The organism is Bradyrhizobium sp. USDA 4461 (genome assembly GCF_054055655.1).
The window spans coordinates 36328-63265 of sequence record NZ_JBSRXM010000001.1; the positions used below are offsets into that span (position 1 = coordinate 36328).

The 26938-nt window shown below is 65.3% G+C and carries 24 protein-coding genes; 8 read left to right on the top strand and 16 right to left on the bottom strand.

What is annotated here, in order from left to right:
- Position 1 precedes the first annotated feature (1 nt).
- Positions 2 to 1162, top strand: coding sequence for an ABC transporter substrate-binding protein (locus ACVINW_RS00175; RefSeq protein ID WP_456749455.1), 1161 nt, complete (start codon positions 2 to 4; stop codon positions 1160 to 1162).
- 112 nt (positions 1163 to 1274) lie between these two features.
- Here the strand turns inward: ACVINW_RS00175 and ACVINW_RS00180 are convergent, their stop codons facing one another.
- From ACVINW_RS00180 to ACVINW_RS00205, 6 genes are read right to left on the bottom strand one after another with little or no spacing between them, the layout of a single operon-like run.
- On the bottom strand, positions 1275 to 2468 hold the full coding sequence (locus ACVINW_RS00180) for an acyl-CoA dehydrogenase family protein (protein WP_456749456.1): 1194 nt from the start codon (positions 2466 to 2468) through the stop codon (positions 1275 to 1277).
- The gene (locus tag ACVINW_RS00185) at positions 2465 to 3397 is read right to left on the bottom strand and encodes an alpha/beta hydrolase (RefSeq protein WP_456749457.1); all 933 of its coding nucleotides are present in this window, start codon (positions 3395 to 3397) and stop codon (positions 2465 to 2467) included. Before ACVINW_RS00185 ends, ACVINW_RS00180 begins: the two co-directional genes overlap by 4 nt.
- Position 3398: 1 nt before the next feature.
- Positions 3399 to 4148 carry an SDR family NAD(P)-dependent oxidoreductase gene (locus tag ACVINW_RS00190; RefSeq protein WP_456749458.1) on the bottom strand — a complete coding sequence of 250 codons (750 nt, stop codon included), beginning with the start codon at positions 4146 to 4148 and terminating at the stop codon, positions 3399 to 3401.
- 1 nt (position 4149) lies between these two features.
- Positions 4150 to 4944, bottom strand: coding sequence for an enoyl-CoA hydratase/isomerase family protein (locus tag ACVINW_RS00195; RefSeq protein ID WP_456749459.1), 795 nt, complete (start codon positions 4942 to 4944; stop codon positions 4150 to 4152).
- A gap of 13 nt (positions 4945 to 4957) precedes the next feature.
- A complete protein-coding gene (locus ACVINW_RS00200; RefSeq protein ID WP_456749460.1) occupies positions 4958 to 5455 on the bottom strand; it encodes an aromatic-ring-hydroxylating dioxygenase subunit beta in 498 nt (165 codons plus the stop codon).
- Complete coding sequence (locus ACVINW_RS00205) at positions 5455 to 6714, bottom strand: aromatic ring-hydroxylating oxygenase subunit alpha (RefSeq protein WP_456749461.1); 1260 nt, start codon at positions 6712 to 6714, stop codon at positions 5455 to 5457. Before ACVINW_RS00205 ends, ACVINW_RS00200 begins: the two co-directional genes overlap by 1 nt.
- A 559-nt stretch (positions 6715 to 7273) precedes the next feature.
- Here ACVINW_RS00205 and ACVINW_RS00210 point away from each other — a divergent pair.
- From ACVINW_RS00210 to ACVINW_RS00225, 4 genes are all read left to right on the top strand, one after another.
- Positions 7274 to 7507, top strand: coding sequence for a hypothetical protein (locus tag ACVINW_RS00210; protein ID WP_456749462.1), 234 nt, complete (start codon positions 7274 to 7276; stop codon positions 7505 to 7507).
- A gap of 293 nt (positions 7508 to 7800) precedes the next feature.
- Complete coding sequence (locus ACVINW_RS00215; protein ID WP_456756258.1) at positions 7801 to 10128, top strand: TonB-dependent siderophore receptor; 2328 nt, start codon at positions 7801 to 7803, stop codon at positions 10126 to 10128.
- A 1-nt stretch (position 10129) separates the two neighbouring features.
- A complete protein-coding gene (locus ACVINW_RS00220) occupies positions 10130 to 11152 on the top strand; it encodes an extracellular solute-binding protein (RefSeq protein ID WP_456749463.1) in 1023 nt (340 codons plus the stop codon).
- Complete coding sequence (locus ACVINW_RS00225; protein ID WP_456749464.1) at positions 11145 to 12359, top strand: PepSY-associated TM helix domain-containing protein; 1215 nt, start codon at positions 11145 to 11147, stop codon at positions 12357 to 12359. Before ACVINW_RS00220 ends, ACVINW_RS00225 begins: the two co-directional genes overlap by 8 nt.
- Positions 12360 to 12680: 321 nt before the next feature.
- Here ACVINW_RS00225 and ACVINW_RS00230 read toward each other — a convergent pair whose 3' ends face one another.
- Positions 12681 to 14318: an isocitrate lyase gene (locus ACVINW_RS00230; protein ID WP_456749465.1), complete on the bottom strand. Its 1638-nt coding sequence runs from the start codon at positions 14316 to 14318 to the stop codon at positions 12681 to 12683.
- 140 nt (positions 14319 to 14458) lie between these two features.
- Between ACVINW_RS00230 and ACVINW_RS00235 the strand changes: the two genes are divergently transcribed.
- Complete coding sequence (locus ACVINW_RS00235; RefSeq protein WP_456749466.1) at positions 14459 to 15895, top strand: helix-turn-helix domain-containing protein; 1437 nt, start codon at positions 14459 to 14461, stop codon at positions 15893 to 15895.
- Between the two features lie 100 nt (positions 15896 to 15995).
- Here ACVINW_RS00235 and ACVINW_RS00240 read toward each other — a convergent pair whose 3' ends face one another.
- Both ACVINW_RS00240 and ACVINW_RS00245 read right to left on the bottom strand, forming a co-directional pair.
- On the bottom strand, positions 15996 to 16364 hold the full coding sequence (locus ACVINW_RS00240) for a BA14K family protein (RefSeq protein ID WP_456749467.1): 369 nt from the start codon (positions 16362 to 16364) through the stop codon (positions 15996 to 15998).
- A 155-nt stretch (positions 16365 to 16519) separates the two neighbouring features.
- The gene (locus tag ACVINW_RS00245; RefSeq protein ID WP_456749468.1) at positions 16520 to 16816 is read right to left on the bottom strand and encodes a hypothetical protein; all 297 of its coding nucleotides are present in this window, start codon (positions 16814 to 16816) and stop codon (positions 16520 to 16522) included.
- Positions 16817 to 16973: 157 nt separating this feature from the next.
- On the opposite strand from ACVINW_RS00245, the gene ACVINW_RS00250 reads away from it, so the two are divergent.
- Together ACVINW_RS00250 and ACVINW_RS00255 are read left to right on the top strand one after the other, a co-directional pair.
- Positions 16974 to 17264 (top strand): hypothetical protein, encoded by a 291-nt coding sequence (locus tag ACVINW_RS00250; RefSeq protein WP_456749469.1) that lies wholly within the window; start codon positions 16974 to 16976, stop codon positions 17262 to 17264.
- Positions 17265 to 17297: 33 nt separating this feature from the next.
- The gene (locus ACVINW_RS00255) at positions 17298 to 18356 is read left to right on the top strand and encodes a helix-turn-helix transcriptional regulator (RefSeq protein WP_456749470.1); all 1059 of its coding nucleotides are present in this window, start codon (positions 17298 to 17300) and stop codon (positions 18354 to 18356) included.
- Positions 18357 to 18504: 148 nt separating this feature from the next.
- Here ACVINW_RS00255 and ACVINW_RS00260 read toward each other — a convergent pair whose 3' ends face one another.
- From ACVINW_RS00260 to ACVINW_RS00290, 7 genes are all read right to left on the bottom strand, one after another.
- Complete coding sequence (locus ACVINW_RS00260; RefSeq protein ID WP_456749471.1) at positions 18505 to 19596, bottom strand: ABC transporter ATP-binding protein; 1092 nt, start codon at positions 19594 to 19596, stop codon at positions 18505 to 18507.
- An 83-nt stretch (positions 19597 to 19679) separates the two neighbouring features.
- Positions 19680 to 21119 (bottom strand): extracellular solute-binding protein, encoded by a 1440-nt coding sequence (locus tag ACVINW_RS00265; RefSeq protein ID WP_456756259.1) that lies wholly within the window; start codon positions 21117 to 21119, stop codon positions 19680 to 19682.
- Between the two features lie 49 nt (positions 21120 to 21168).
- Positions 21169 to 22206 (bottom strand): carbohydrate ABC transporter permease, encoded by a 1038-nt coding sequence (locus ACVINW_RS00270; RefSeq protein WP_456749472.1) that lies wholly within the window; start codon positions 22204 to 22206, stop codon positions 21169 to 21171.
- The gene (locus tag ACVINW_RS00275; protein ID WP_456749473.1) at positions 22203 to 23078 is read right to left on the bottom strand and encodes a carbohydrate ABC transporter permease; all 876 of its coding nucleotides are present in this window, start codon (positions 23076 to 23078) and stop codon (positions 22203 to 22205) included. Before ACVINW_RS00275 ends, ACVINW_RS00270 begins: the two co-directional genes overlap by 4 nt.
- 7 nt (positions 23079 to 23085) lie before the next feature.
- Positions 23086 to 24009: a ribokinase gene (locus ACVINW_RS00280; protein WP_456749474.1), complete on the bottom strand. Its 924-nt coding sequence runs from the start codon at positions 24007 to 24009 to the stop codon at positions 23086 to 23088.
- Between the two features lie 4 nt (positions 24010 to 24013).
- On the bottom strand, positions 24014 to 24469 hold the full coding sequence (locus ACVINW_RS00285; protein WP_456749475.1) for an RbsD/FucU family protein: 456 nt from the start codon (positions 24467 to 24469) through the stop codon (positions 24014 to 24016).
- An 80-nt stretch (positions 24470 to 24549) separates the two neighbouring features.
- On the bottom strand, positions 24550 to 26937 hold the full coding sequence (locus ACVINW_RS00290; protein ID WP_456749476.1) for an aldehyde dehydrogenase family protein: 2388 nt from the start codon (positions 26935 to 26937) through the stop codon (positions 24550 to 24552).
- Position 26938 lies beyond the last annotated feature (1 nt).

Here is a 26938-nt window from a genome sequence, read left to right on the forward strand (position 1 = left end):
AATGATCAAATATCTGGCAGCGACCGCGCTGCTGCTCACCACTGCCTGTCTTACCATCGGTCCGGCGGCGGCCGCCGATCCCGGAATCACCGACAGCGAGATCCTGATCGGCGACGTCGAGCCGCTGACCGGCCCGCCGGCGCTGCTTGGCGTCGCCGCCTCGATCGGCCACAAGATCGCGATCGCGGAAGCCAACGCCGCCGGCGGCATCAACGGCCGCAAGATCAAATATGTGCTGGAAGATGACGGCTACGTCACCGCGCGCACCATCCAGGGCGTCAAGAAGGTGATCGACGTCGACAAGGTGTTTGCGATGCTCGGCATCTCCGGCTCGGGGCAATCGATCGCCGTCATGCCGGTGCTGGAGAAATCCGGCATCCCGACCGTGATCGACGTCGCGCCGGTGAAATTCCTGTGGGAGCCGCCGCGCAAGAACGTGTTCGTGGTCGGGCAGTCCTACGAGGAAGGCATCATCCACCTCGTCAACTTCCTCGCCGACAAGAACCCCGGCAAGAAATGGGGTTTGATCACGCAGGACGACGATTACGGCATCACGGTGCGCGACGGATTCGATTCCGTGGTCAAGGCCAAGAAGCTCAACGTGGTCTACAGCGGCAACTACAAGAAGGGCCAGCAGGACTTCTCGTCCGACATGCTGCAGCTGAAGGAGTCCGGCGCCGAGGTGTTCCTCGCCGGCGGTATCATCGCCGAGAACATCGCGATGATGAAGGAGCTCGAGAAGCTCAGCATCAAGCCGGTGACCGGCATCTTCTGGCCCGGACGCATCGAGCCGGTGCTGAAGCTGATGGGCCCGGCCGGCGACGGCATCTATGCGGTCGACTATGTCGAGCCGTTCGCAGGCTCCGCCGGCAAGGCGTTCCTGGAGAAAGCCAAGCCGCTGGTCTCGGAGGCCGAGTTCAAGGGCATCAACCGCTACACCATGACCGGCTACGCCGCGGCGAAAGTGTTGATCGCGGCGATCGAACGTTGCGGCAAGCAACCGACCTGGGCCTGCACCATCTCAGAACTGGAGAAGACCAAGAACATCGAGACCGGCGTGATGGCACCGATCAGCTTCGGCCCCGGCGTCCGCTTCTCGAACCAGAAGCTGCAGATCATGCAGGCCGACGCGGCGACGCTCAGCTTCAAGCCGGTGCAGTGAACAGCTCCCGCAAACCTACCTCACCGCTCCCGGTGGTGTACCCACCTCACCCGGATCGCATCTCACGATGCGATCCGGCCTCTCGCCGCAAGCGGGGCGAGGTAAAGCCCCCTCACATCCGCTTGGCAACCTCTTCCAGCATCACCTCGGTGGCGCCGCCGCCGATCGTCAGCACGCGGGCGTCGCGCACCATGCGCTCGATCGCGGTGCCGCGCATGAATCCTGAGCCGCCGTGCAGCTGCAGGCAGCCATGCACGACCTCGTGCAGCACCTCCGGCGACAGCGCCTTGACCATCGACACTTCGCGGAGACATTCCTTCCCCGCGGCGGCGAGCTCGGCGGCCTGATAGGCCAATGCGCGCGCGGCGGCCGCCTTCGCGGCGAGCTGGGCGAGCTTCAGCCGCACGCCCTGCTGGTTCCAGAGCGGGCCGCCGAACGCCTGCCGCGTCTTGACGTAGTTCGTCGTCAGCTCGATCGCTTTGGCGGATTCGCCGGCGCAGATCCCGCCGATGCAGATGCGCTCGTTCTGGAAGGTCTCCATGATGCCATAGAAGCCCTTGTTCTCCTCGCCGAGCAGGTTTTCCGCCGGCACGCGCACATCGTGGAAGCCGAGCTCGGCGGTGTCCGAGCAGAGCCAGCCGTGCTTGTCGAGCTTGGTTGCCGTGATGCCCGGCAAATTGCGCTCGACGATGAACAGCGAGATGCCGCGGCTGCCCTTGGCGTGCGGGTCGGTACGCGCGGCAACGATCAGGAGATCGCCATAGACCGCGTTGGTGATGAACATTTTTGCGCCGTTGATCACCCAATGATCGCCGTCGCGCCGCGCCCGCGTCTTCAGCCCTGCGACGTCGGAGCCGGCGTCGGGCTCGGTCACCGCGATCGAGCAGACCGTCTCGCCGCGGATAATCGCCGGCAGATATTTCTGCTTCTGTTCGGGCGTGCCGCGCAAGGAGATGTGCACTGCCGACATGTCGGTATGCACGAGGACCGACGAGGTGAAGCCGCCGAAGCTCGAGCGGCCGAGCTCTTCGGCGAACACCATCGAGGCCAGCGGCCCCATGTCGGTGCCGCCATATTCGGCTGCATGGCGCATGCCGAGGAAACCGAGCGCGCCCATGCGGCGATAGATCTCGCGCGGGATCTTGCCGTCGCGCTCCCAGTCGTCGGCATGCGGCACCACTTCCTTCTCGACGAAGCGGCGGACCTGCTCGCGCAGCATGCGCAGCTCTTCGGGCAGGTTGGGCTGCTCCGGGAAATGGAATTCGATCTCTGAGAGCTGGCGCGGATCCGAGGTCATGACGTTCATTGTGGCGCCCTCTGATGGCCGATGTGAAGATGCTTGCGCAGAAAATTCGCGAGAGATGCGATCGCCTCCCCAGCCTGCGGAATTTCCGGGAACATCTGGAACACATGGATCATGCCGTCCCAGACCTGTAGCTCGACGTCGACGCCGGCGGCTTTCGCCTTTGCCGCCAATTCCATCGAGTCATCGCGCACGGTTTCGCGGTCGCCGACCTGCACCAGCAGCGGCGGCAGCCCAGCGAGATCGGCATAGAGCGGCGAGGCCAGCGGATCACGGGCATCGGCATCCCTGCCGAGATAATTCTTCGCCAGCGCCAGGATCATCGCGCGCTGGTGGATCGGATCGGCCCTGGCCCGGCTCTGGTAGCTCGCGCCGCCAGCAGTAAGGTCGGTCCACGGTGACATCAGCGCGCCGGCGACGGGGAGCGGCAGGCCGCGATCGCGCGCCGCCAACATCGCGCTGAGCACGAGATTGCCGCCGGCAGAGTCGCCGGCGAAGGCGATATCCGCCGGACGCAGTCCCTGGTCGCGCAGATATTGATAGGCAATCAGCGCATCGTCCGGCGCCGCCGGAAAGCGGTGCTCCGGCGCCAGCCGATAATTGATCGAAAGCACGCGGCAGCCGGATGCATCGGCAATCCGCGCAGCCAGATCACGGTGCGAGGCGACCGAGCCGATGCGAAAGCCGCCGCCGTGGAAATAGAGGATCGCTTTTTCGCGCGGCGCATCCGATGGCACGAGCCATTCTCCGTCGACGCCGTCGGAGACCGGCCGGCACGTCACCGGCACCGTGCAGCCAGGAAAAGCATTGTCCCAATCGCTGCGCATCTGCGCCGCCGATGTCTCGCGGGTCCAACCGCGATAGATCGCCCGCAGGCGCGCGATGGCACGATCGACCGGCGTGAGGGCGATATCGTCGCTCGCGTCCGCCATCTCAGCCGCCGATGCCCATGCCGCCGGACACGCCGAGCGTCTCACCGGTGATATAGGCCGCCTGATCGGAGGCGAGGAACAGCGCGGCCGCCGCGACCTCCTCCGGTTCGCCGAGCCGGCCAAGCAGCGTCGCGCCGGTCATCGCCTGCAATATCCTGTCGCCGCCCTTCGCGACCGCCTGCTCCAGCATCGGGGTGCGGATCGGTCCCGGCGCGATCGCGTTCGCGGTGATGCAAAAGCGCGCGTTCTCCCGCGCGATGCTCCGGGTAAAGGAGATCACGCCGCCCTTGGCCGCGGAATAGACCGCCCCGCCTTTGGAGCCGAGGCGTGCCGCCTCCGAGGTGATGTTGATGATGCGGCCGAAGCGGGCCGCTTGCATCGCCGGCAGCGCGGCGTGGGTGCAGGCCAGCACCGAGGTGAGATTGACGGCGATCAGCCGGGTCCAATCCTCCGCCGTCGTCTCGGTGAAGAAGGCGTGCTGATCGACACCGGCATTGTTGACGACAATGTCGAACGGACCATCTTGCACCATCACGGACTGCACCGCGGTGGCATCGCTGACGTCGAGCCCGGCGACGACAGCGCCGGTCTCGCGCGCAAGCTCGGACGCCGCGGCGACATCGAGATCGGCGATCACGACCCTGGCGCCGGCCCCGGCAAAGCTGCGCACGATCGCGGCGCCAATGCCGCGCGCACCGCCGGAGACGAAGGCACGGCGGCCATCGAGGCGCCCGAATGGCAGGGTCGCCATTTCAGCGCCCCGTGAAGACCGGCTTGCGCCGCTCGATCACGGCGGCGAGCCCTTCGCGCGCGTCGGCCATCCCCGAGAGCTCGGCGACGGTGCGCGCCTCTTCCGACAGGCATTGCTCGATGCTGGTGCCGGTGCCGGCCCAGACCAGCCGCTTGGTCGCCGCCAGCGCCTTCGGCGCGCCGGCCGCGAGCTCGCACGCCAATGCCAGCGACGCATCGGCGAGCTCGGCATCGGGCACGACCTTGGTGACGATGCCCATCTGCAACGCTTCCGCCGCCGGGATCACCGGATTGGTCAGCAGGATCGACATCGCCCGCCGCAAGCCGACCAGCCGCGACAGCGTGACGGAGACGCCGGCATCCGGCGCCATCGCCACGCGGGTCGCACCAGCGAGGAATTTTGCCGACTCGGCTGCGATCACGATGTCGGCGGCGCAGACCAGGCCGAAGCCGCCGCCGCCCGCCGCAAAGCCCTGCACCGAAGCGATGACCGGCGCCTCCAGCCGCAGCAAGCCGGTCACCGCATTCTGCAGATAGGCGGTGGCCTGGCGGATATAGTCCGGCAGCTTCTCGCCCTTGGAAGCAAAGGCACGGACATCGCCCCCGGCGCAGAAGTTGGCGCCCTCGCCGCTCAGCAGCACCACCCGCAGATCCGGATGGCCGTGGCAGACCATGATGGCGTCGCAGAGTGCGCTGAGCAATTCAGCGCTCATGCCGTTGGCCGCATCGGGACGGTTGAGCCGCAATCGCGCGATGCCGTCGGTGATGTCGAGCAGGACGGGGCCCTTGTCGATCATGGCGAGACCTTCCCTAAACCAGGAATGACAGCGTGTAGATCGCCTTGTCGTTGTTGACGAGGACGACCTTCTTGCTGGCCATCCGCAATTCGCCATCGACATGACGCAGCCGGTATTCATTGCGCGCCGCCCACAGCGTGTCGTCGCGCAGGCTCGACTCGAAAATGAGACTGTTGCTGGCGACCGCGATGTCGCCGTCGTCAGGCTGCTCGTCCATCAGTTCGATGTTGGAGATCAGCCGGCGCAAATTCGATTGCGGCGTCTGGGTGAAGTGCTTGCCGGTCATCAGCTGGCGGACGCGCAGCGCGATCCGCGAGCGGTTGTCGTAGATGATCGACATCTGCCGCTCCGGGTCGATGTCGGCGCCGTTGGCCGGCACCCAATAGACGCCGTCATCGGTCCAGAGCCTTTCCCAGGCCTCGTATTGATGCTCGTCCTGCAACCGCGCCTCGCGGAAGAGGAAGGCGGTGATGGCGCTCATCAACGTGGCGCTGCTCTCGCGCGACAGCATCAGTTGGGCTCCATCAGCTTGCGATAGTGTGTCCAGATGCCGCGCGACGGCACCTCGTCGGTGACGTGGCCGACGGTGAAGCCGTGCTCGTCCTGCCGTTCCCGCTTCTCGCCGCGGCCGAGGAAGATCCATTCCGGATTGCGCGCCAGCACGCCGCGATGGCAGCGCTCGTACATCTCGGAATCATCCGCGAGCAGGAAGCCGGCCGGGCCGACCGAGCCCATGGTCTGCTGGCGCAGCCTTCGGTTCAGATCCGGCGCGCCCTTGAACTGCAGCGCGGTGACATGCTGCACGCTGTCGTCGACGCCAAGCGGCTGGATCACGAACATCTGGATCTCGGCGATAAACAGGTTCGGGAAGATCATCACATGCGGCGTGCCGTCGATCATGATCTGGCGCGCCGCGCTGTCGCCGTAAGCCGCCTTCATCCGCGCGGTGTAGTCAGGTAGCCGCTCCTCGCTGGTGCCGAACCAGCTCATCGGGGCATCGCGCTTGCGGAACTCGGGCCGCAGGTCGATCTCGGTATGGCCGTTGCCGTAATCGCGGGTCAGTGCGGTCGAGGCGCCGCCGTAGAGCTTGCCGATCATGCTGTCAGCGACGCCGAAAATCGAGGTGTGCACGAAGGCCGGGTGATAGCCATCGCACTCGTTCTCCAGGATGAACTTCCAGTTCGCCTTGACGCGATGCTTGAGGAAGCCCGCCGTGATCTCGACCTCGCCCTCCGGCGAAGTCCGCACCAGGCGATCGATGGTCTCGGCGGCGCCGCCGAGATGCTCCTTCAGGGTCGGCCCCTCGGCCGCGAACGAGCCGAACACGAAGCCACGATAGGACTCGACGCGAGTCACCCGCCCAAGCGCAAGCTGCGCCTTGTCCTGGCCCTCGTAGCCGTCCGGGAAGGCGTAGCCGACCAGGCGGCCGTCATTGGCGAACGTCCAGGAGTGGAACGGACAGGTGAACGAGCGCGCATTGCCGCGCTCAAACGAGCAGACCTGGTTGCCGCGATGCGAGCAGCGATTGAGCAGCAGATTGACCTTGCCCTGCTCGTCGCGGGTCATGATCACGGATTGTGGGCCGATCGACTTGACGACGTAGTCGTTGGCATCAGGGACTTCGCTCTCGTGCCCGACATAGACCCAGGTCCGGTACCAGATGTTCTTCAGCTCGGCCTCGAAGATCTCGGGATCGGTATAGAGCGAGCCGTGCACCCGGTCGGGCCGGATCAGCCGTTCCCATGGCGAGACGCCGGTCATCATGTTCATCGCTCCGTCTCCCTCGCCAGCCGCTTGCCGCGGTGCCTTATCGGTCACTAATAATAGTCCGAACGGTCGTTCGACTAATAGCACGGACGCCATGGGCCGGCAAGCGGCTTTACGAACGGCGCACAACCGCCGGTCCAGCGCGGAGGGACAATCCCCCTGGCCGGTCGCCGCGATCTGCGCCGTCCACGGAGGCGTCGTCGCGCTCGCCGGCTGCGAGATCGATTTCGGTATGATCGCAAGATCACAAATGGCAACGGGCGTGCGATCACGGTCGCGGTGTCAGCGATCGGACCGTGGCTGTCATCGATCGAGGGAACCTGATGGCGCGTCGTGATGGTGATGCGTGAGCGACGCCGCCAGAGTTGAAGCCGCGGCGGCGTGATCGCGGCTGAGTTGCAACCGTGCGCATCGCCGGTTCCATCGCCTGTTGAATCCCGGCAACACCGGCGAACAAAATGAACAAACGTTCAGCTTGGTTCGATCGCGACCACGACTGTGCCGCATCCCGGCCCAATGCTGACTACCGGTGGCGCAACAAGAACACTTGGGGAAAACCTACATGCAGCAGGCACCGTTGGCCGCGCGGAACGCGGACTCATCCGGCTATGTCCTTTACTTTCAGCTTGCCAGCAATGGCACGCGACGCGCGTGCAGCCTGACGATCCAGGCCGAGAGCGCCAACGAGGCGGCGCGAATCTTTCGCGAGAACTGGGGCGAGATCGAATCGATGGCCCGCGACGGCGTCAGCACGGGAATGGTCGGCAAGGCGCCTGTCAGCCTGACATTGTCGTAAGGCGCATCGCGCCACACGGGCTACACTACGCTCGAGGCGTGACAGGACGACGACTGTCGTCTCTCGCCACAATCGCGCGACCAATTGACGCGCTGACGCGACAACCAAGTCATCGCGACAACCAAGTCATGAGGTGCAGGGCTCGCGCACGCGCGAGTCTTGCGGCGTCTTAGAACGATTCAAATCCACCGCGGTTAGAGGGATTCAAGTCTGCTCCGGTTCTTTTCGCGCGCGCCGACTGCTAGAGGCGCGGCGTGAATGAGTTCGCGTGAATCGGAAGTCCAAGAGTGCCTGTGAATGCTGATCGCCGGGTTGTCGGCGACCGTCGAAATGCCGCCGACAAGGGCCGCACCCACGTGCTGATCGGTGCAGCATTCCTGCTCGCCGACGTCTCCTCCGCGGCGACCCCGGCAGGCGCCCAATCGAGCGTGCCGTTGCCGCCGGTCACGGTGGAGCAGCCGACCCAGAAGCGCAAGCCGGCAGCCAGTTCGGCGCGGTCGGCGCAGCGAACGCAGGCGGCCGCCGCGGCACGGCAGCGCGCCCGCAACGCCCAACCAACAGCACCGACCCCCTCGCAGCGCGCGGCGGCAGCCGCCGCGGTGCTGAATGAAGCCAAGCTGCACTACCGCGCGATGCCGAGTTCGACCACGCTGCGCAGCGGCGCCTCGCCGCTCGACACCGCGCAAACCGTCAACGTCGTGCCCGAGCAGGTGTTGAAGGATCAGCTGCCGCGCAATCTCGATGATGCGCTGGCCAATGTCAGCGGCGTCACCCAGGGCAACACGCTGGCCGGCACCCAGGACGCCGTGATGCGGCGCGGCTTCGGCGACAACCGCGACGGCTCGATCATGCGCAACGGCATGCCGTTGGTGCAGGGCCGCAGCCTCAATGCGGCGGTCGAAAGCGTCGAGGTCTTGAAGGGTCCAGCGTCGCTGCTCTACGGCATCATGGATCCCGGCGGCATCGTCAACACGATCAGCAAGCGCCCCGAACTCTACCAGCACGGCTCGGTGACGCTGCTCGGCTCGACCTACGCCAACAACAAAAACGGCGCCGACGGCACGGTCGACATCACCGGCCCGATCGGCGATGGCGGCCTCGCCTATCGCTTCATCGGCTATGGCGTCAGCGAGGACTATTGGCGCAATTTCGGACGGCATCGCGAGATGCTGGTGGCGCCGTCGCTGGCCTGGTATGGCGACAACACCACCGTGCAGCTCAACTATGAGCACCGCGAATTCATCACGCCGTTCGACCGCGGCACCGCGTTCGTCAACAATGCACCGCTTGCGATTCCCGCGACGCGCCGGCTCGACGAGCCCTTCAACAACATGTGGGGAACCTCCGACCTGATGCAGGCCTCGGTCGAGCACCGCCTGAACCAGGACTGGAAGCTGTTCGCGGCCTACAGCTACAACTCCGAGAGCTTCAGCGCCAACCAGCTCCGCATCACCGGCATCAACGCCAGGACCGGCGTCGAGACCCGCAGCAATGACGGCACGCAGGGCTCGCTGAGCAATGCCAGCTACGGCACCTCCTATCTGCAGGGCAATGTCTGGCTCGGCGGCTTCCGCCACGAGGTGCTGTTCGGCGGCGACGGCCAATACCGCACGATCTATCGCGACAATCTGATCCGACAGGCGACGCCGAGCTTCAACTTCTACAACCCGGTCTACGGCCTGATCTCGCCGGGCACCACGGTCTCCGCCAGCGACAGCGCCCAGACCGACAAGCTCGGCCAGTGGTCGCTGTTCTTCCAGGACACGCTGCATCTGACCGAACGCTTCGCGCTGGTCGGCGGCGTGCGCTACATGGACTACGACCAGATCGCCGGCAGGGGCCGGCCCTTCATCACCAACACCAACGTGTCGGCGGACAAGGTGCTGCCGCTCGGCGGCGCGATCCTCAAGCTCACCGACGAGGTCTCGCTATATGCGAGCTTCACGCAGTCGCTGAAGCCGACCTCGACCATCGCGCCGCTCACCGGCGGTGTCGTGATCGGCTCCAACATCGCGCCCGAACAGGGCACCCAGTGGGAGACCGGCGTCAAGTTCGACGTCAACAAGCGGATCTCCGGCACGCTTGCGCTCTACGACATCGACAAGAAGAACGTGCTGGTCTCGCAGCTCAACGCCTCGACCGGCATCGTCGAGTACCGCACCGCCGGCAAGGTTCGCTCGCGCGGCGTCGAGCTCGACGTCACCGGCAGGCTGACCGATAGCTGGAGCATGATCGGCAGCTACGCGTACACCGATGCACGCGTCACCGACGATCCGACGCTCGCCGGCAACGCCTTGCAGAACGTCGCGCTCAACACCGCCTCGCTCTATCTGGTCTACGATTTCGGCACCACCCTGCCCGGCCGGCTGCGTCTCGGCGGCGGTGCGCGCTATGTCGGCGACCGGCCCGGCGATGCCGCGAACAGCTTCGTGCTGCCGGCCTACACCGTCGCGGATGCGTTTGCGACCTACGAGACCAAGGTCCAGAGCTTCCCGGTGATGTACCAGTTCAATGTCAAGAACCTGTTCGACACCGTCTACTATCCTTCTGCCGTCAGCAATCTGGCCGTGGCGATGGGCGACGCGCGGCGCTTCTCGCTCTCGGCGACGGTGAAATTCTAGCATGCGCGCAGGTCGGATAGCGATCGGACTGCTCGCCATCCTGGCCACGACCGCGCTCGCCACCAGCGTCCGCGCCGACGAGCTCACGCTTTATTCGACCCGGGAAGCCCATCTGGTCGCGCCTGTCATCGCGGCCTTCACGGCCGCGCGCGGCACCAAGGTCAAGACCGTCTTCATCGAAGACAGCCTGGTCAACCGCCTGACTTCGGAAGGCGACAATTCGCCGGCGGATGTGCTGCTTAGCATCGGTCTCGACAAGACGACGCAACTGGCGACGCGCGGGCTGACGCAGGCGCTTGCATCGCCTACGCTTGATCGGGCGGTGCCGGCGAACCTGCGCGGCAAGGACGGCGAATGGATTGCGCTCGCCATCCGTCCGCGCGTGGTGTTCGCGCGCAAGGACGATCCCCTCGCCGCCTTCACCTATGAGGACCTCGCCGATGCCAAATGGCGCGGCAAATTGTGCATGCGGCCGGCCGCGCACCAGAACAATGTCGCGCTGGTCGCAGCCTATCTTGCGCATCACGGGACGGACGCAACGGAGACCTGGCTCGCCGGGCTGAAGGCCAATCTCGCGCGCAAACCGGCCGGCAAGGACAACGACGTGGTCCGCGATATCGCCGAAGGTCGCTGCGCCATCGGCGTCGGCAACACGGTCGCGCTGGCCCAGCTGCGCGACGGCCGGGAAGGCAATGAGTGGCGCGTGTGGGCGGACGCCGTGAGGGCGGTGCCGACCGCATTCACGGACGGCGGCAGCCACGTCAACCTGACCGGCGCAGCGATCGCCCGGCATGCACCGCATCCGGCCGCCGCGCGCGCCTTCCTCGAATTCCTCGTCACGGCCGAAGCACAGGCGATCTTTGCCGCTGCCGAGCTGGAATATCCCGTCCTTGCGACCGCAAAGCTGCCGCCCATCGTCGAGGGGATCGGATCGTTCCCTGCCGATGCACTGCCTGTCGACGAGATCGCCGCGCATCAAGCGGCCGCGATCGCCCTGATCCGAAAGGTCGGATTCGATGAGTGACCTCCGACGCCCGATCAAGGCCGCGCTGTTGCAGGTCCATTCCGTCGTTGGCCTCGTGCTGGCCCTGCTCTGGGCCGTGGTCGGGCTCACCGGCGCGACCATGGCCTTTGAGGATGAGATCGAGGCCAGCCTGAACAGCCACATGATGCATGTCGACGCCAGCGCCGCCCGGCGGCTGACGCCGGACGAACTGGTCGCGCGGCTTCAGGCGGCCGGCGACTTCGGCAAGGTCTCGGCCGTCACCATGTCCAGCGATCCGTCGGCCGCGGCGCGTATCCGCTTTGCCCGCAGCGATGGCGGCGCGCGGCCGTCTTCGGTCTATGTCGATCCCTACAACGGACATGTGCTCGGTTCGCCGCGGGCTGAGGACTTCTTCGCCACCGTCCGCAAGCTGCATCGCTGGCTGCTGCTGCCGGGCGACGGCAATGGCGTTGGCCGCAAGATCACCGGGTCGGCCGCAATCTGCCTGATCGTGATGCTGATATCCGGCCTCGTGCTGCGCTGGCCGCATCGCGCGCGCAGCGTGAAGATGTGGCTGAAGCCCAATGTCGGCCTGCGCGGGCGTGGCCTGCACCGCTCGCTGCATGCCGTGATCGGCACCTGGGCGCTGCCGGTCTATCTGGTGATGACGCTGACTGGGCTGTGGTATTCGTTCGAATGGTACAAGGCCGGCGCCAACTGGCTGTTCGCGCGGCCTCAGGCCACGGCCGCAGCGGTGCAACCCAAATCACCACGCGGCACGGTCGCTGCAGAGGGCAAGGCTGAAGCCGGGGCGCACGCGAAGGCCGAGGCAAAACCGCTGGTGTTCGATCACGTCTGGTCAGCGTTCCTGCAGCAGGAGAACAACGATTACGGACGCGCATTGCTGACCCTGCCGGCCGGCGCAGGCACGGCGGTGCGCGTGCGGTCATGGCCACGGGATTCATCGCTCGAGAGCGTGCGCGACGAATTCCGCATCGATGCGGTCACCGGGCGCGTCATCTCCTCGGATCGCTACGCCGACAAGACCTTCGGCGAGCGCGTGCTGGCAGGCGTGCTCGACATCCACCGCGGCGCCATCCTGGGCTGGCCGGGCAAGCTCGCCTTCATGCTGGCGGCCGCGATGATGCCGCTGTTCGCCGTGACTGGCCTGCTGCTCTATCTGTCGCGCCGCAGGCACCGCCGCCTCGCGCATCAGCCGGTCGGCCACCTCGTTGCGGGGGAATGAACTTCTCCGACTTGCCGACCTAGACCGTCATCCTGAGGTGCGAGCCTTGCGGCGCGATTGCGCCGCTGGGCGAGCCTCGAAGGATGCGCGGCCGGTGGCCGTCGATCCTTCGAGACGCGCTACGCGCTCCTCAGGATAACGGACTTGATAGCTTTCGCAGGGACGACAGCGGTGAATGCTGCCGCGGATCGCGACTAAGCGGCTCTGCAAAACGTTGCGGGGCGATCTCGACCAGTGGTCGAAATCGCCCCGTCAAGTCGGCGGACAGGTGGCTGCTCGCAAGCCAGCCTGTCCAGCCGAGGATCGGAATGATCCGTTCGGTTAGCCGAACTGGTTCATCGTGTTGTGGGCACCGCCCGCCTTGAGGGCGGCTTCACCGGCGAAGTATTCCTTGTGATCGTCGCCGATGTCGGATCCCGCCATGTTCTGATGCTTGACGCAGGCGATGCCCTGACGGATCTCCGCGCGCTGCACGTTCTTGACGTATCCGAGCATGCCCTGCTCGCCGAAATATTCCCGCGCGAGATTGTCGGTCGACAGCGCAGCCGTGTGATAGGTCGGCAGCGTGATCAGATGGTGGAAGATGCCGGCGCGCTTGGCCGAGTCCGCCTGGAAGGTGCGGATCCGCTCGTCGGCTTCCTTCGCCAGCGGCGTGTCGTCGTACTCCGCCTTCATCAGCTCGGCGCGGTTGTACTTGCTGACATCCTGACCCGCTTCCTTCATCGCGTCGTAGACCTGCCAACGGAAGTTGAGGGTCCAGTTGAAGGACGGCGAGTTGTTGTAGGCGAGCTTGGCGTTCGGAATGACCTTGCGGATGCGATCGACCATCGAGGCGATCTGCTCGATATGCGGCTTCTCGGTCTCGATCCACAACAGGTCGGCGCCGTTCTGCAGCGAGGTGATGCAGTCGAGCACGCAGCGGTCCGCACCGGTGCCGGGACGGAATTGGTAGAGATTGCTGGGCAGCCGCTTCGGACGCATCATCTTGCCGTTCTGGTTGATGATGACGTCGCCGTTGCGTGCATTGGCCGCCGTCACTTCCTCGCAATCGAGGAAGCTGTTGTACTGGTCGCCGATGTCGCCGGGCTTGTGGCTGACGGCGATCTGCTGCGTGAGACCTGCGCCGAGCGAGTCGGTGCGGGTGACGATGATGCCGTCCTCGACGCCGAGCTCGAGGAACGCATGGCGGCAGGCGCGGATCTTCGCGATGAACACCTCATGCGGCACAGTGACCTTGCCGTCCTGGTGGCCGCACTGCTTCTCGTCGGAGACCTGGTTCTCGATCTGCAGGGCGCAGGCGCCCGCCTCGATCATCTTCTTGGCGAGCAGATAGGTCGCTTCCGCGTTGCCGAAGCCGGCGTCGATGTCGGCGATCACGGGCACGACGTGGGTCTGGAAGTTGTCGATCTTCTCGATCAGCGCCTTTTCCTTGGCCTTGTCGCCTTCCTTGCGCGCCGCATCGAGCGCGCGGAAGATGTCGTTGAGCTCACGCGAATCCGCCTGACGCAGGAAGGTGTAGAGCTCTTCGATCAGGGCCGGCACCGAGGTCTTCTCGTGCATCGACTGATCCGGCAGCGGGCCGAACTCGGAGCGCAGCGCCGCGATCATCCAGCCCGACAGATACAGGTAGCGGCGGTCGGTATTGCCGAAGTGCTTCTTGACCGAGATCAGCTTCTGCTGGGCGATGAAGCCGTGCCAGCAGCCGAGCGACTGGGTGTACTTGGTGCTGTCGGCGTCGTAGGCGGCCATGTCGGCGCGCATCAGCGCAGCCGTGTAGCGGGCGATATCCAGACCAGTCTTGAAGCGGTTCTGCAGGCGCATGCGCGCCACGGCTTCGGCGGTGACGCCGTTCCAGGTATCCTTGGTCTTGAGGAGCGCCTCGGCCGCCTCGATCTCGCTCTGATACGAAGCCGGTCCCTGGATGGCCCGGTCGCTGATCCCGCGCGGTTGGAAGTTCATGTCCGTGATCCCTTCGGTGACGAAATAACTGCACCGTTTGTGACCCGCGGCGCCGTCGGGAGCTAGACCTGGCGCGGAAAACTTGTCATAACTTACAAGAAACCGTTGTATTGTTGTAAGAATTTTACATGGATTAGGCGATGGTCACCTCAACCGCCCGTTCGGTTTTCATGGGCCCGCGGCTGCGCCGGCTACGGCGCGACCTCGGGCTGACCCAGGCGGATATGGCCGCCGATCTCGAAATCTCCGCCCCCTATGTCGCGCTGCTGGAACGCAACCAGCGTCCGGTGACGGCGGACATGCTGCTGCGCCTCGCCCGCACCTACAAGATCGATCTGGCCGATCTCGCCGGCGACGGCGGTGCCGATCACACCGCGCGGATGCAGTCGGTCCTGAAGGAACCGATGTTTGCCGACATCGATATCCCCGCGCTCGAGGTCAGCGACCTCGCGGTGAGCTATCCCGGAATGACCGAGGCGTTCCTGCGCCTCTACACCGCCTATCGCGAAGAGCAGCTGGCGCTGGCGGAGCGGCGCGCGCCCGACCTGGCAGGTGCGGCCTTGCTGCCGGGCGAGAATTTCGATGCCAACGATCCCGTTGCGGAAGTCCGGCGCTTCCTCGCCGCGCGCCGCAACAATTTCGCCAATCTCGACGATGCCGCCGAGCGTCTCGTCCATGAACCGGCCGGACCAGCCGGGTTCATCGAGCGGCTTCGCGAGCGTCACAAGCTCCAGGTCCGCTACCTGCCGCCGAACGTCATGCTCGGTTCGGTCAGGCGGCTCGACCTGCATCGCCGGCAATTGCTGCTCGAGGACTCGCTCGATACCGCAGGCCTCAATTTCCAACTCGCCAAGCAACTCGCTTATCTGGAACTCGAAGGCGAGATCAGCGCGGCGGTGGAAGACGGCAAGTTCAGCAGCAAGAGCGCCGAATTGCTGGCGCGCCGCGCACTCGCAGCCTACGCTGCGGCCGCGCTCATCATGCCCTACTCGGTGTTTGCGAAAGCGGTCGAGACGCGGCGCTACGATCTGGAGGCGCTGGCGCGTCAATTCGGCACCAGCTTCGAGCAGACCGCGCACCGCGTCACCACCTTGCAGCGGCCGGGTCTCGAGAAGGTGCCGTTCTTCCTGATCCGCGTCGATCCCGCCGGCAACGTCTCCAAGCTGCTCGATGGCGCCGGATTTCCGTTCGCGAAGCACGGCGGCGCCTGCCCGCTGTGGTCGGTCCACGATATCTTCAAGACGCCGCGCCAGATCGTCACGCAATGGCTGGAATTGCCGGACGGTCAGCGATTCTTCTCGATCGCCCGCACCGTGACCGCCGGCGGCGGCGCGTTCGGCGCCATCCGGGTCGAGCGTGCGATCGCGATCGGCTGCGCCGCCGAGCATGCGAGCCAGTTGATCTACACCCGCGATGGACGGGGACCGAACGCGGACGAGCCGACCCCGATCGGCGTCGCCTGCCGGGTCTGCCATCGCCCGCGATGCGCGGCGCGGTCGGCGCCCCCGATCGGGCGCGAGATTCTGCCCGACGATTTCAGAACCTCGAGCGTGCCGTTCGGCTTCTCGGCGGATTGACTCCGCACGGCTTGTTTTGTGGCGATCCCGACAAATAAAACGGGCTGCGGTGCCACACCGCAGCCCGAACGCAATATGGTCGCGACTAAAGCTTCAACACTTACTGACAGGGATAGCGCCGGCCGTCCTTTGCCTGGAAGGTATTCGATCCGGCGTCGTACGAGCGATAGCGCTGCGCGCAAGACGCCGCGTGCTGCTGGGCCGCAGCAGCTTCCTGCTGCGCGGCGGCATTGGCTGCACCGGCCGCGATGACGCCGCCGATGAGGCCACCGACCAGTCCGCCGACGGCCGCACCACCGCCATTGTCGTAGCAATTCCCGTAACGGCACCAGACCTGCTCGGCCGCTGGCGGCACCGCGGCCGCAACACCGGCGCCGTGCTGCAGCGGAGCCGAGATCGCGGAGGCGGACAACATCATAACGCCGGTGGTGGCCGTCAAAGCGACTTTCAGAAAGCGAGCCCTACGCATCATATCTCCTGCTTCATTGCTGTGGGCGCAGGCCGGCACCGGCGTCCCAATTCCCTCAACATGGATGGTTCGTCCGGTGCGGGACCGGACGACACCCTTGCACGCGCGGCCGGTTACGATTCGCGCGTCAGCCTAGCTTCACGGATGGGCGGAGTTCACTGGCCGGCTGCGTTCACGACGCGGCAGAGATTATCGCCGACGCCTGGAGCTAGCTGTCCCGGCGGCAAGATGAAGCTCGCATCGACGCGGCTGCCTTTGCCGTCCTTGCGGACGACGACTTGCAAGGTTTGGGGCCGGCCGGATCCGGTGGTCTCCTGCTGGGTGGTCACCGTGCCGAGCTTCTTGTCGACGTTCACACCGACAAAGCCCTCCGCCAGAACGGCGCGCGACACCTTGTCGAGGGCGACACCGGGATTGACCGACGGGAAGGTCATCCAGGTCTTGTGCGTCATGCCCGATACCATCGGAACGCCGGTGCTCTGGACGTGATCTGCGCAGCTATCGGCCAGCGCAGGTATGGACGAAACAACCGTAAGCGCGAATACGCAAGTAATCCTTGTAAGCATGCTTTCATAACCCGTTTGAGTTGGTCGGGACGATGTAGGCCAAATGGGCTACGAGTCCATGGATGCCATCGCATTCCGGATGGGCGCGTTCGGATTTCGGCTAGTGATCACTCACACGTCACGCTCGCTGGAGCTTCAGAACATCAGCACCGCAGCGAAGGCGCGGCGGGCGATGGTCGGTGCGGCATCGCCGTCAATCGAGGCGAGGAATTGGATCAAATCTTACCTTTCGCGGCTCGATGTTCGCGTGCTGGATATTCCGTTCGGCAATTGGATATTGAGGGAGAAGAAAAAGAGAACGCGAGCTGTATTCCCCAAGGCTGTGCTATTGTGATCGTGCGGGTTGTGCGTGTGGCAGGCGTCCTGAATGATGGACCGCGGTCCGGATGGATCGGGTCATGTCGCGCACAGCAACTGGTTGGGATTAATGGTCGAAGACGTACTCGCTGCACCCCCCACACGATCGGGGTCTTCGTTTGAAGATCTCCTCGAAATGCTCAGACCGCACGGGATCAGTGCCCACTCCTCGCCGCAGTCTGACGAATCGTTTCGCTGGCATGCCGATATCGCAATTGGAGCGGAAATCGACGTCGTGCGGGCGGACCTTTCCGCAGGCTGGGATTGGCGCTACTCCTACGAGGACTCCGCCGGAGAGCTCGCAATAGGCCTGTTGAATGTCGGCAAGGCCGAGACGCTGATTGCAGGAAAGAGCATCGAGCGAACCCCGTCCGAGATCGCCATCGTCCCCCTCCCGACGATGCAGGCGCAGCGCGTCGAAGTAGTCGACCGAAGATACTCAAGCGTCACGCTGACGCTGCATACGGGCATCGTCACAAAGGTGCTGTCTGCGACTTTCGGGAGCGCAGCGCTCGAAGATCTCAATTTGACGCCGATCGTCGACGTGTCCACCGGAGCCGGGCAAACGCTTCTTCAACTGGTTCGCACGAGCGCGACCGGTTTGTACGACGGAACCCTGGCGCGCTCCCCGAAGGCCAGCGCGCTGCTGTCCGAGGCTGCGATACAGCTGATCCTCGAGAATGTTCCCCACCGGCTGACCGACCGCCTGAACCGCCACCCGCTGGACACGCCGCCGCGCTACATCCGGCAGGCGGTCGAATATATGCGCGCCAATCCTCATCTGCCGCTGACGGTATCTGACATTGCCGCGACGGTCGGCGTCAGCAGCCGGCTGCTGCAACTGGGTTTCCGCAAGATCCACGACACGACGCCGGTCGCCTACCTGCGGCAAATTCGCCTCGAGGCAATCCACGATGAGCTGTCGCGACCGGAGAACATGCTTCCGGTCAGCGAAGTCGCCCTGAAGTGGGGCTTTACCCATATGGGCCGTTTCGCAGCGGTGTACCGCTCGGCTTTCGGCCTATATCCGTCCGATACCGTCCGGCGCGTGCGAGGGTTCAGCAGCTAGCGCATGATGAGATTAGGTTGAGCTGCAACGGCATCGAAAGTTCACCTCTCCCTTGGGAAAGGTCGATTTGCGCAGCAAATCGGGTGAGGGTTATGGTCTATCGAGGGAGCAAGAGCCCTCACCCGGAGCCGTTGAGCGGGCAGGCCGATCAGCAAATCGCCATCCCCGACGCCTTGTCGAACAAATGCGTTCGCTCGAGATCGAGCGCGACGTCGATCGCATGATCCGGCGCGGCGGCGACGCCGACCGGCATTTGCGCCGTGAACGCGAACGCGCCGACCGTCCCGATCACCAGCGTGTGCGGCCCGAGCGGCTCCACGTCCTTCACAAGGATGCGGATGGACGAGCCCGCCGGGGCGCCTTCGCGCAACACATGATCGGGCCGCACGCCGAGCACCACCGGCTTGCCGACGCTGCCGGCATAGGCCGCCTCACGCGACTTCGGAAATCGCAACGCCGTACCCGACGGCTCGGTGAAGGTGAGCGCGCCGTCGCGGGCGACAATCTCGCCATGAATGAAGTTCATGCTGGGCGCGCCCATGAAGCCCGCGACAAAGAGATTGCTCGGCTTCTCGTAGATCGTGATCGGATCGGCCGCCTGCTCGATCCGGCCCTTGTTCATCACCACGACGCGGTCCGCCATCGTCATGGCTTCGACTTGGTCGTGCGTGACATAGACGATGGTCTTGGCGAGGCGGCGGTGCAGCGCCTTGATCTCGGTCCGCATCTCGATGCGCAGCTTGGCGTCGAGATTGGACAAAGGCTCGTCGAACAGGAAGACATCCGGGCTGCGTACGATGGCGCGGCCGATCGCCACGCGCTGGCGCTGGCCGCCGGACAACTGCTTGGGCCTGCGCTGCAGATATTGCTCGAGGTCAAGCACGCGCGCCACGTCGTTGACGGCCTTCTCGATGCTGACGCGCGATTCACCGCGCACCTTCATGCCGTAGCCGATGTTCTCGCCGACCGTCATATGCGGATAGAGCGCGTAGTTCTGGAACACCATCGCGCAATTGCGCAAGCCCGGCCGCAGCTGCGTCACATCGCGGTTGCCGATGCGGATGGTGCCGCCGGTGACGGCCTCCAGTCCCGCGATCATGCGCAATGTCGTGGTCTTGCCGCAGCCGGACGGACCGACCAGCACGACAAACTCCTCGTCGGCCACGTTGAGGTCGAGCCCTTCGATGATCTTGTAGGGCCCGTATGCCTTGCTGACGTTCTCGATCTCGACGTGCGCCATGGAATCCTTTTCCGTCCCTTCGTCGACGGCAGATAAAGTCCCGGATGACACTTGCGCATCATCCGGGATGTCTCGGTTGAAAGCTAGTTCTTGGGCGGCAGGCCCATCGCCGCGCGATAGGCCGCGAGCTGCTTGGCCCGGCCGAACTCGTCGGTCAGCCGGTTCCACTCCTTGGCCATCGCGTCGAGCGCCGCCTGCGGCGTGGTCTGGCCGGCCAGCGCCTTGCCGAGCTCGATCTCCACCACCTCGGTGTAGGAGAAGTAGCCGGGCAGACGCATGTCGAGCGCGACGTTCTTGGCGTTGATGGAGTCCGATTGCGCGCCGAGATATTCCTTGGCCTCTTCCGGCGTGAAGATCTTGCTCCACAGTTGCAGATTGGCGGTGTGCGATTTGCGATAGGGATTGACGCCGCTGCCGCCGGTGATCGCCGCCTGCCCCGACACGTCGGGACTGGTCAGCGTCTTGACGAAGTCCCACGCCGCCTGCTGGTTCTTGCCGGCCTTCGGCACCGCGATCTGCCAGCCACCGAATGCCATGAACGGGCCCGGCAGCACGCTCGGGAACTTGTCCCACTTTTTGGTCTTCGCGTTCCAGATCTCGTCCGAACCGGGCAGCATCGCCGAGCCGACCTTGCCCGATATCTTCGACTGCTTCGGGTCGGCGGCGATGACGCCGGTGTCACCCCAGCCGATCGATTCCGCCACCTGGCCGCCGGCGACCGCGGCGTTGACCTCGCCGAACGAGAAGTTCAGCGCGTTCGGCGGCCCGAGCTTCGACGCGCGGATATATTCCTCGAGGCCCTTCACCCAGCCCGGGTTGTTGATCTGCGCGTCCATCGTCTCGGGGTCGAAGAACATCGCACCCGGATAGTTCGGATTGTTGGTGTAGGCCGCGGCGTGGCTGAAGAAGAACCAGAACTGCTGACCGCCGCGACGGAAGGCTTCCGCCGTGCCCCAGAGGCCCTTGTCGGGCCGCTGGAAGAACTCCGCGATATCGAGATACTGCTTCCAGGTCTTCGGCGGCGCGAGGTCGTAGCCGTACTTGGCCTTGAACGCGTCCTTCTCCTTGGGATCGCTGAACAGGTCGGTGCGGTAGGTATAGGTGTGGACGTCGCCGTCCATCGATTGCGAGTAGATCTTGCCTTCCCACACCATCAGGCGTTCGCGATAGGCCGGCTCGATGTCGTCCCAGTCCTTGCCGGACTGCATCTCCTTCGGCATCTCGCTGAGATAGGGCACGAAGTCCGGCAGCCAGGCCGGCGCGAAGCTGACGAGGTCGAACGTCGCGTCCGATGCGGTCAGCGAGGTCGCGATCTTCGGATAGAGCTCGGACCAGGGAAACTCGACCACATTGACCTTGCCGCAGGTCTTCTTGGCCCATTCGTCGGCGCCGAGCTTGAGCGCGGACGCGATATACGGTCCGGTCTGCGACGCTACCGTCAGGGTGACGCCGGTGTAATCCGGGCTACACGCCGCACTGGCCTGGCTCGCAGCGCCCGCGATCGCGAGCGAGGTGGTCAACATCAGGAACGTCCGTCGTAACATCGTCTAGTCCTCCCTACATACGCTTTTGCTATTTGATGGCCCCGAGCAGCAGGCCCGACCGCATCATGCGGCTGAGCAGGCCCGCCATGATCATCATGGGGACGATGGCGACGAGCGCCGCCGCCGAGATCGCCCACCATTCGTCGCCGCGCTGGCTGTTCTGTCCCGCCACCAGGATCGGCAGCGTCTGCCATCTGGAATTGGTCAGGAACAGCGCGAACAGAAACTCGTTCCAGACGAAGGCCAGCGTGATCATGAACGTCGCCAGCAGGCCGTTCATCGACATCGGCACCACGATGCCGATGAAGATGCGCCAGCTCGGCACGTTGTCGACCATCGCGGCCTCCTCGACCTCGATCGGGATTGCCTCGAAGAAGTCGCGCATCAGCCAGACCACGATCGGCAGCGAGAACGCGACGTAGCACAGCGTCAAGCCGACGAAGCTGTCGATCAGCTGAAAGCCGAGCCGGCCGATCTCGCTGTAGAGCAGATAGAGCGCGAACGCGGTGACGATCGGCGGAAACATGCGCTGGCTGACGAACCAGAACAGGATGTCCTCATTGCCGAGGATCGGCCCGGGCAGCGGCAGGCGATTGGCGATCACAGCCGCGATCAGCGCGATCGGAAAGGCGAGCAGCAGCGCCTGCGGCCGGGTCAACCCCAACGTCGCGTTGAACAGCAGATAGCCGCCGAGCGCGAGCAGGAAGAACACCAGGCCCGCACCAAGCCGGACCTTGAACTCGAACCGCACCAGTGCATAGGCCGCCATCGCGCCGATCGCGGTGGCGATCGCCGCCGCCGACAGGCCGACAATAGTCGAGTTCAGGAAGGTCCGGAAGAACTCGCCGCGGATCCCCTGGTAGAGATCGATGAAGGGCTGCAAGGTTGGCGTGAAGTCGACGAACGGAATGTAAGTCGGCCCGCCGACGACGCCCGGCGGCGTCTTGAACGCGGTCACCACCACCCAATACAGCGGAAACACCGTGATCAGGCACCAGAGGAGAACACCGACCGCGACCAGGCGGCGGCTCCATGGCGACAATCCGGTCAGGCCCTGTCCGCTCATCGGCGCTTCTCCAGATGCGGCCGCAGCAGCGCCAGATAGGTGACGCCGATGATTGTGATCGCGATCAGGAACAGGAAGCTGAGAGCCGACGTGTAGCCGAGATTGAACTTCTTGAAGCCTTCCTGATAGGCGAACAAGGTCAGCGTCTCGGTGTCGACGCCCGGTCCGCCGCCGGTCATCACGAACACCGTGTCCATGATCTTGTAGCTCTCGATCAGGCGGATGAAGACGACTGCGGCCGAGATCGGCAGCATCATCGGAAAGGTGATGCCCCAGAACTGCTGCCAGGCGCTGGCATTCTCGAGCTCGGCGGCCTCATAGACATCTTCGGGAAGGGTTTGCAGGCCGGCCAGCATCATCAGGATGATGAATGGGGTCCACTGCCAGACCTCGACCGCGATGATGCAGGCGAGCGCCCAATGGCCGTTGGTGAGGAACGGCAGATTGGCCAGCCCGAACTTCGACAGGAACTGGTTGAGCGGCCCCATCGTCGGGTTGAAGATCATGCGCGCCACCAGGGCGACCGCGACCGGGGCCAGCAACATCGGCAGCAGCAGGGCGACGCGAAACAGCCGCTCGCCCGGCACCCGCGCGTTCAGCGCCAGCGCGACGCCGAACCCGATCGCATATTGCAGCCCGACCGCGATGAAGGCGATCAGCGTTGTGGTGAACAGCGCACTCCAGAACCGCGGCTCCTGCAACAGCGTGGCATAATTGCCGAGCCAGACGACGCGCGGCGGGATCGGCGGAATCAGGCGATAGCTGAGGAAGCTCGTGGTCAGCGAATAGATCAGCGGAAAGATCGAGATCGCCAGCACGACGAGCACCGCCGGCCAGATGAAGACATGCTTGATCGGATCGTTCCGCATCATCGCGCGATCATCCCTTCAGCAGCGCGTCGATCTCCGCGCGCTGCGGCATCGCGGGCGCGGTGCCAGGTCGGGTCACCGAGATTCCGGCCGTGGCCGAACCGAACCGCGCCGCCTCCAGCGGATCGGCGCCGGCTGCAAGCGCTGCGGCAAAGCCGCCGACGAATGCATCGCCCGCGCCGGCGGTCTCCACCACCTTGCCGGCCGCGAACGGCGGCACGTGCAGCGAGCGATCCCGCGCATGAAACAACGCGCCGCGCTCGCCGAGCGTGATCAAAGCGGTGCCGGCGCCTTTCGCCAGCAGGGCATCGCCGGCGCGACGGGCACCGGCGAGATCGCCCACCGCGATCCCGGTCAGCGCTTCGGCCTCGGTCTCGTTGGGGACGACGTAGTCGCAGAGCGCAAACAAGCCGGTGTCGAACTTGATTGCCGGTGCCGGATTGAACACCGTGATGCTGCCGGCGGCGCGCGCGATCTCGAGCCCGCGCCACGCCGCATCGACCGGCTGCTCGAGCTGGGTCACGAACACCCTGGAGTCGCGAATCGCATCCGCTGCGGCGTCGATATCGGCCGGGCTGATCCCCCCCGCGGCGCCCGGCACCACGATGATCGCGTTGTCGCCGCGCGTCTCGTGGACATAGATGAACGCCGCGCCGGTCGGCGCCTCCGCCGTCCTGGCCACGCGCGGCCGGATGCCCTCGGTCTCCCAGGTCTTGATCGCAAGCTCGCCGAAGGCATCGCTGCCGATCCGCGAGATGAAACTCACGCTGGCGCCGGCGCGCGCGGCCGCGACGGCCTGGTTGGAGCCCTTGCCGCCGGGCCCCATCGCGAATCCAGATCCGGCGATGGTCTCGCCGATCGCCGGCATGTTGCCGGCGCGGAACGCCAGATCGACGACGAACACGCCGAGGACGGCGACGCCATTCCTGCTCATGTCGTCACTCCACGTCCGGCGCGATGACGCCCTTGCTGAACAGGAAGCAGCCGTAGAAGCGCCGCTCGCCGGTCGCGATCACGCAATAGGCCGTCTTGGCCTTCTCGTAGAACGCATGGCGCTCGACGCCGACCAGCGGCCAGGACCGTCCCTCGGCGCGATCGATCGCGGCCTGCACCTCGTGCTGCACGGGCGGGACCTCTTGCGGCTGGCCGACGATCTCCATGCGGATCGCGGCATCGTCGACGAAGGTGTCGAGCGGCATCACCGAGAGCACGGCCTCGACCGCCCTGGCGGCACTCACATTGTCGATGCGCAGCAGCTCGCCGAACACGGTCTGCCGAGCAATCGAGTCGGCCGGAAAATTCGTGTCGCACACCACCAGGCGATCGCCGTGCCCCATCGCTCGCAGGGCATAGAGCACGTCGGCATTGAGCAGCGGATTGATGCCCTTGAGCATGTTGCGTCCTCCCTTGTCTTCAAAAATCACCGGACTCTGCCGGTTCGGATCTCTACCGGTATCACCGCTAAGTGACTTTTTTAGTCCCCATACGGAATCCAGATGTTCTTCACCTGCACCGCATGGCGGAGCAGGATCGGGCCCTCGCTCGCTGCCTTGTCGTACCAGTCGAGCGCGAGACCATGGTCGACCAGCGTGCGCTTGAGATTGCCGATCGACAGCCGCTCCGCTGCCGTCGAAGCCTCCTGCGATCCGAACGCCCAGAGCGCGTCGACATCGTCATGCTCGGCAAGCACCTTGACCAGTTCGTTGCGGTCACCCGTGACGATGTTGACCACACCGCCCGGCACATCAGATGTCTCGAGCACCTGATAGAAGTCGGTCGCGGCAAGCGGATGCCGCTCGCTCGGCACCGCGACGACCCGGTTGCCCATCGCAACCAGCGGCGCGACCAGGCTGACGAAGGCGAGCAGCGGTGCCTCGTCGGGACAGGCGACGCCGACCACCCCAATCGGCTCGTGCATCGCGAGCGCCAAGCCGCGCAGCGGCGGCGCGTGGATCGATCCTTCGAACTTGTCGGCCCAGGCGCCATAGCTGAACAGCCGCTCGATGCTGGCATCGACTTCCGTGCGCGCCTTTGCACCCGACACGCCGGTCATGTCGGCGATACGCCGGGCGAACTCGTCGCCGCGCGCGGAGAGATTTTCGGCAAGATAATAGAGGATCTGGGCGCGATTATGCGCCGTCGCCCGCGCCCACGACTCGGCGGAACGGGCCGCGGCCACCGCGTTGCGGATGTCCTTGCGATTGCCCTCGCCCGCCTCGCCGAGCCGCCGGCCCTTCGGCGAGAGCACCGCGCGCGAATAATTGCCGTCCGGACGCACCTGCTTGCCGCCGACAAATAGCTTTGCGGTTCGATCGATCGGCGGCACATCGAAGCCGCTGCGGACACCTTCCGCCGCAGGCAGAGGCGATGCCTTGGCCCGCGCCTTGCGCCCGCTCCAGGCCTTCGGCTTGAGGTATTCAACCATGCCTTCGCGGCCGCCCTCGCGCCCGAAGCCGGACTCGCGATAGCCGCCGAAGCCGACGCTGGCATCGAACAGGTTGGTGGCGTTGACCCAGACCACACCGGCCAGGAGTTTCGGCGCGATGTCGAGCGCAAGCCCGATCGTCTCGCTCCACACGCTGGCAGCAAGGCCGTAGCGCGTGTTGTTGGCAAGCATGACAGCTTCGTCGGGCGTGCGGAACGTCATCGCCACCAGCACGGGGCCGAAAATCTCCTCGGTCGCAACCGTCGAGGACGGATGCACGTTCCAGAGCAAAGTCGGCGGATAGAAGCATCCTTCCGCCGGGATCGCGCCGGGCGCCTGGTATTTCTCCGCACCCTCCTTCACCCCGGTCTCGACCAGCGCCGTGATCCGCTCGAGTTGCACGGGGGCGACCACCGCGCCCATGTCGATCGCCTTGTCGAGCGGCATGCCGACGCGCAGCGTCTCCATGCGGCGGATCAGCCGCCGGCGGAAGGTTTCCGCAATGCCTTCCTGCAACAGCAGCCGAGAGCCGGCGCAGCAGACCTGGCCCTGGTTGAACCAGATCGCATCGACCACGCCTTCTACCGCGCCATCGATATCGGCATCATCGAACACGATGAACGGCGATTTGCCGCCGAGCTCCAGCGTCAGCGATTTTCCGGTGCCCGCCGTCGCCTGGCGGATCAGCCGACCGACCTCGGTCGAGCCGGTGAAGGCGATCTTGTCGACACCGGGACTTTCGACCAGCAACGCACCAGTCGCGCCATCGCCGGTCACGACATTCAGCACGCCCGGCGGCAGGCCGGCCTCGGCGGAGAGTTCGGCGAACAGCAGCGCGGTGAGCGTGGTGAACTCGGCCGGCTTCAGCACCACCGTGTTGCCTGCGGCGAGCGCGGGCGCGATCTTCCAGGCCAGCATCAGCAGCGGAAAATTCCACGGGATGATCTGCCCGATCACGCCAATCGGCACCTGATCGGCGAATTCGCGGTCCTGCAACTGCGCCCAGCCGGCGTGATAATAGAAATGGCGCGCGGCGAGCGGCACGTCGAGATCGCGGGTTTCCCGGATCGGCTTGCCGTTGTCGATCGCCTCCAGCACGGCGAACAGCCGGGCGTGACGCTGCAGCATGCGCGCCAGTGCATAGAGATGACGCGCGCGGCCGTGACCGCCAAGCTTGGCCCACGCGGTCTGCGCGGTACGCGCGGCGCTGACCGCGGCCTCGACATCGGCGGCAGCGCCCTGCGCGATGCGCGCCAGCGTCTTGCCGGTGGCGGGCTCGCTCGTCGTGAGGTGCTTGCCGGCATGCGGCGCGACAAACTTACCGGAGATGAAATGCCCGAACGTGGCGCCGTGCCGCGCCAGCCAGGCGCGTGCCTCGCCGTCCGCCTCGGGCGCGGGGCCATACTCCATGGTCTCGAAATAGTTTGCGACGCTCATC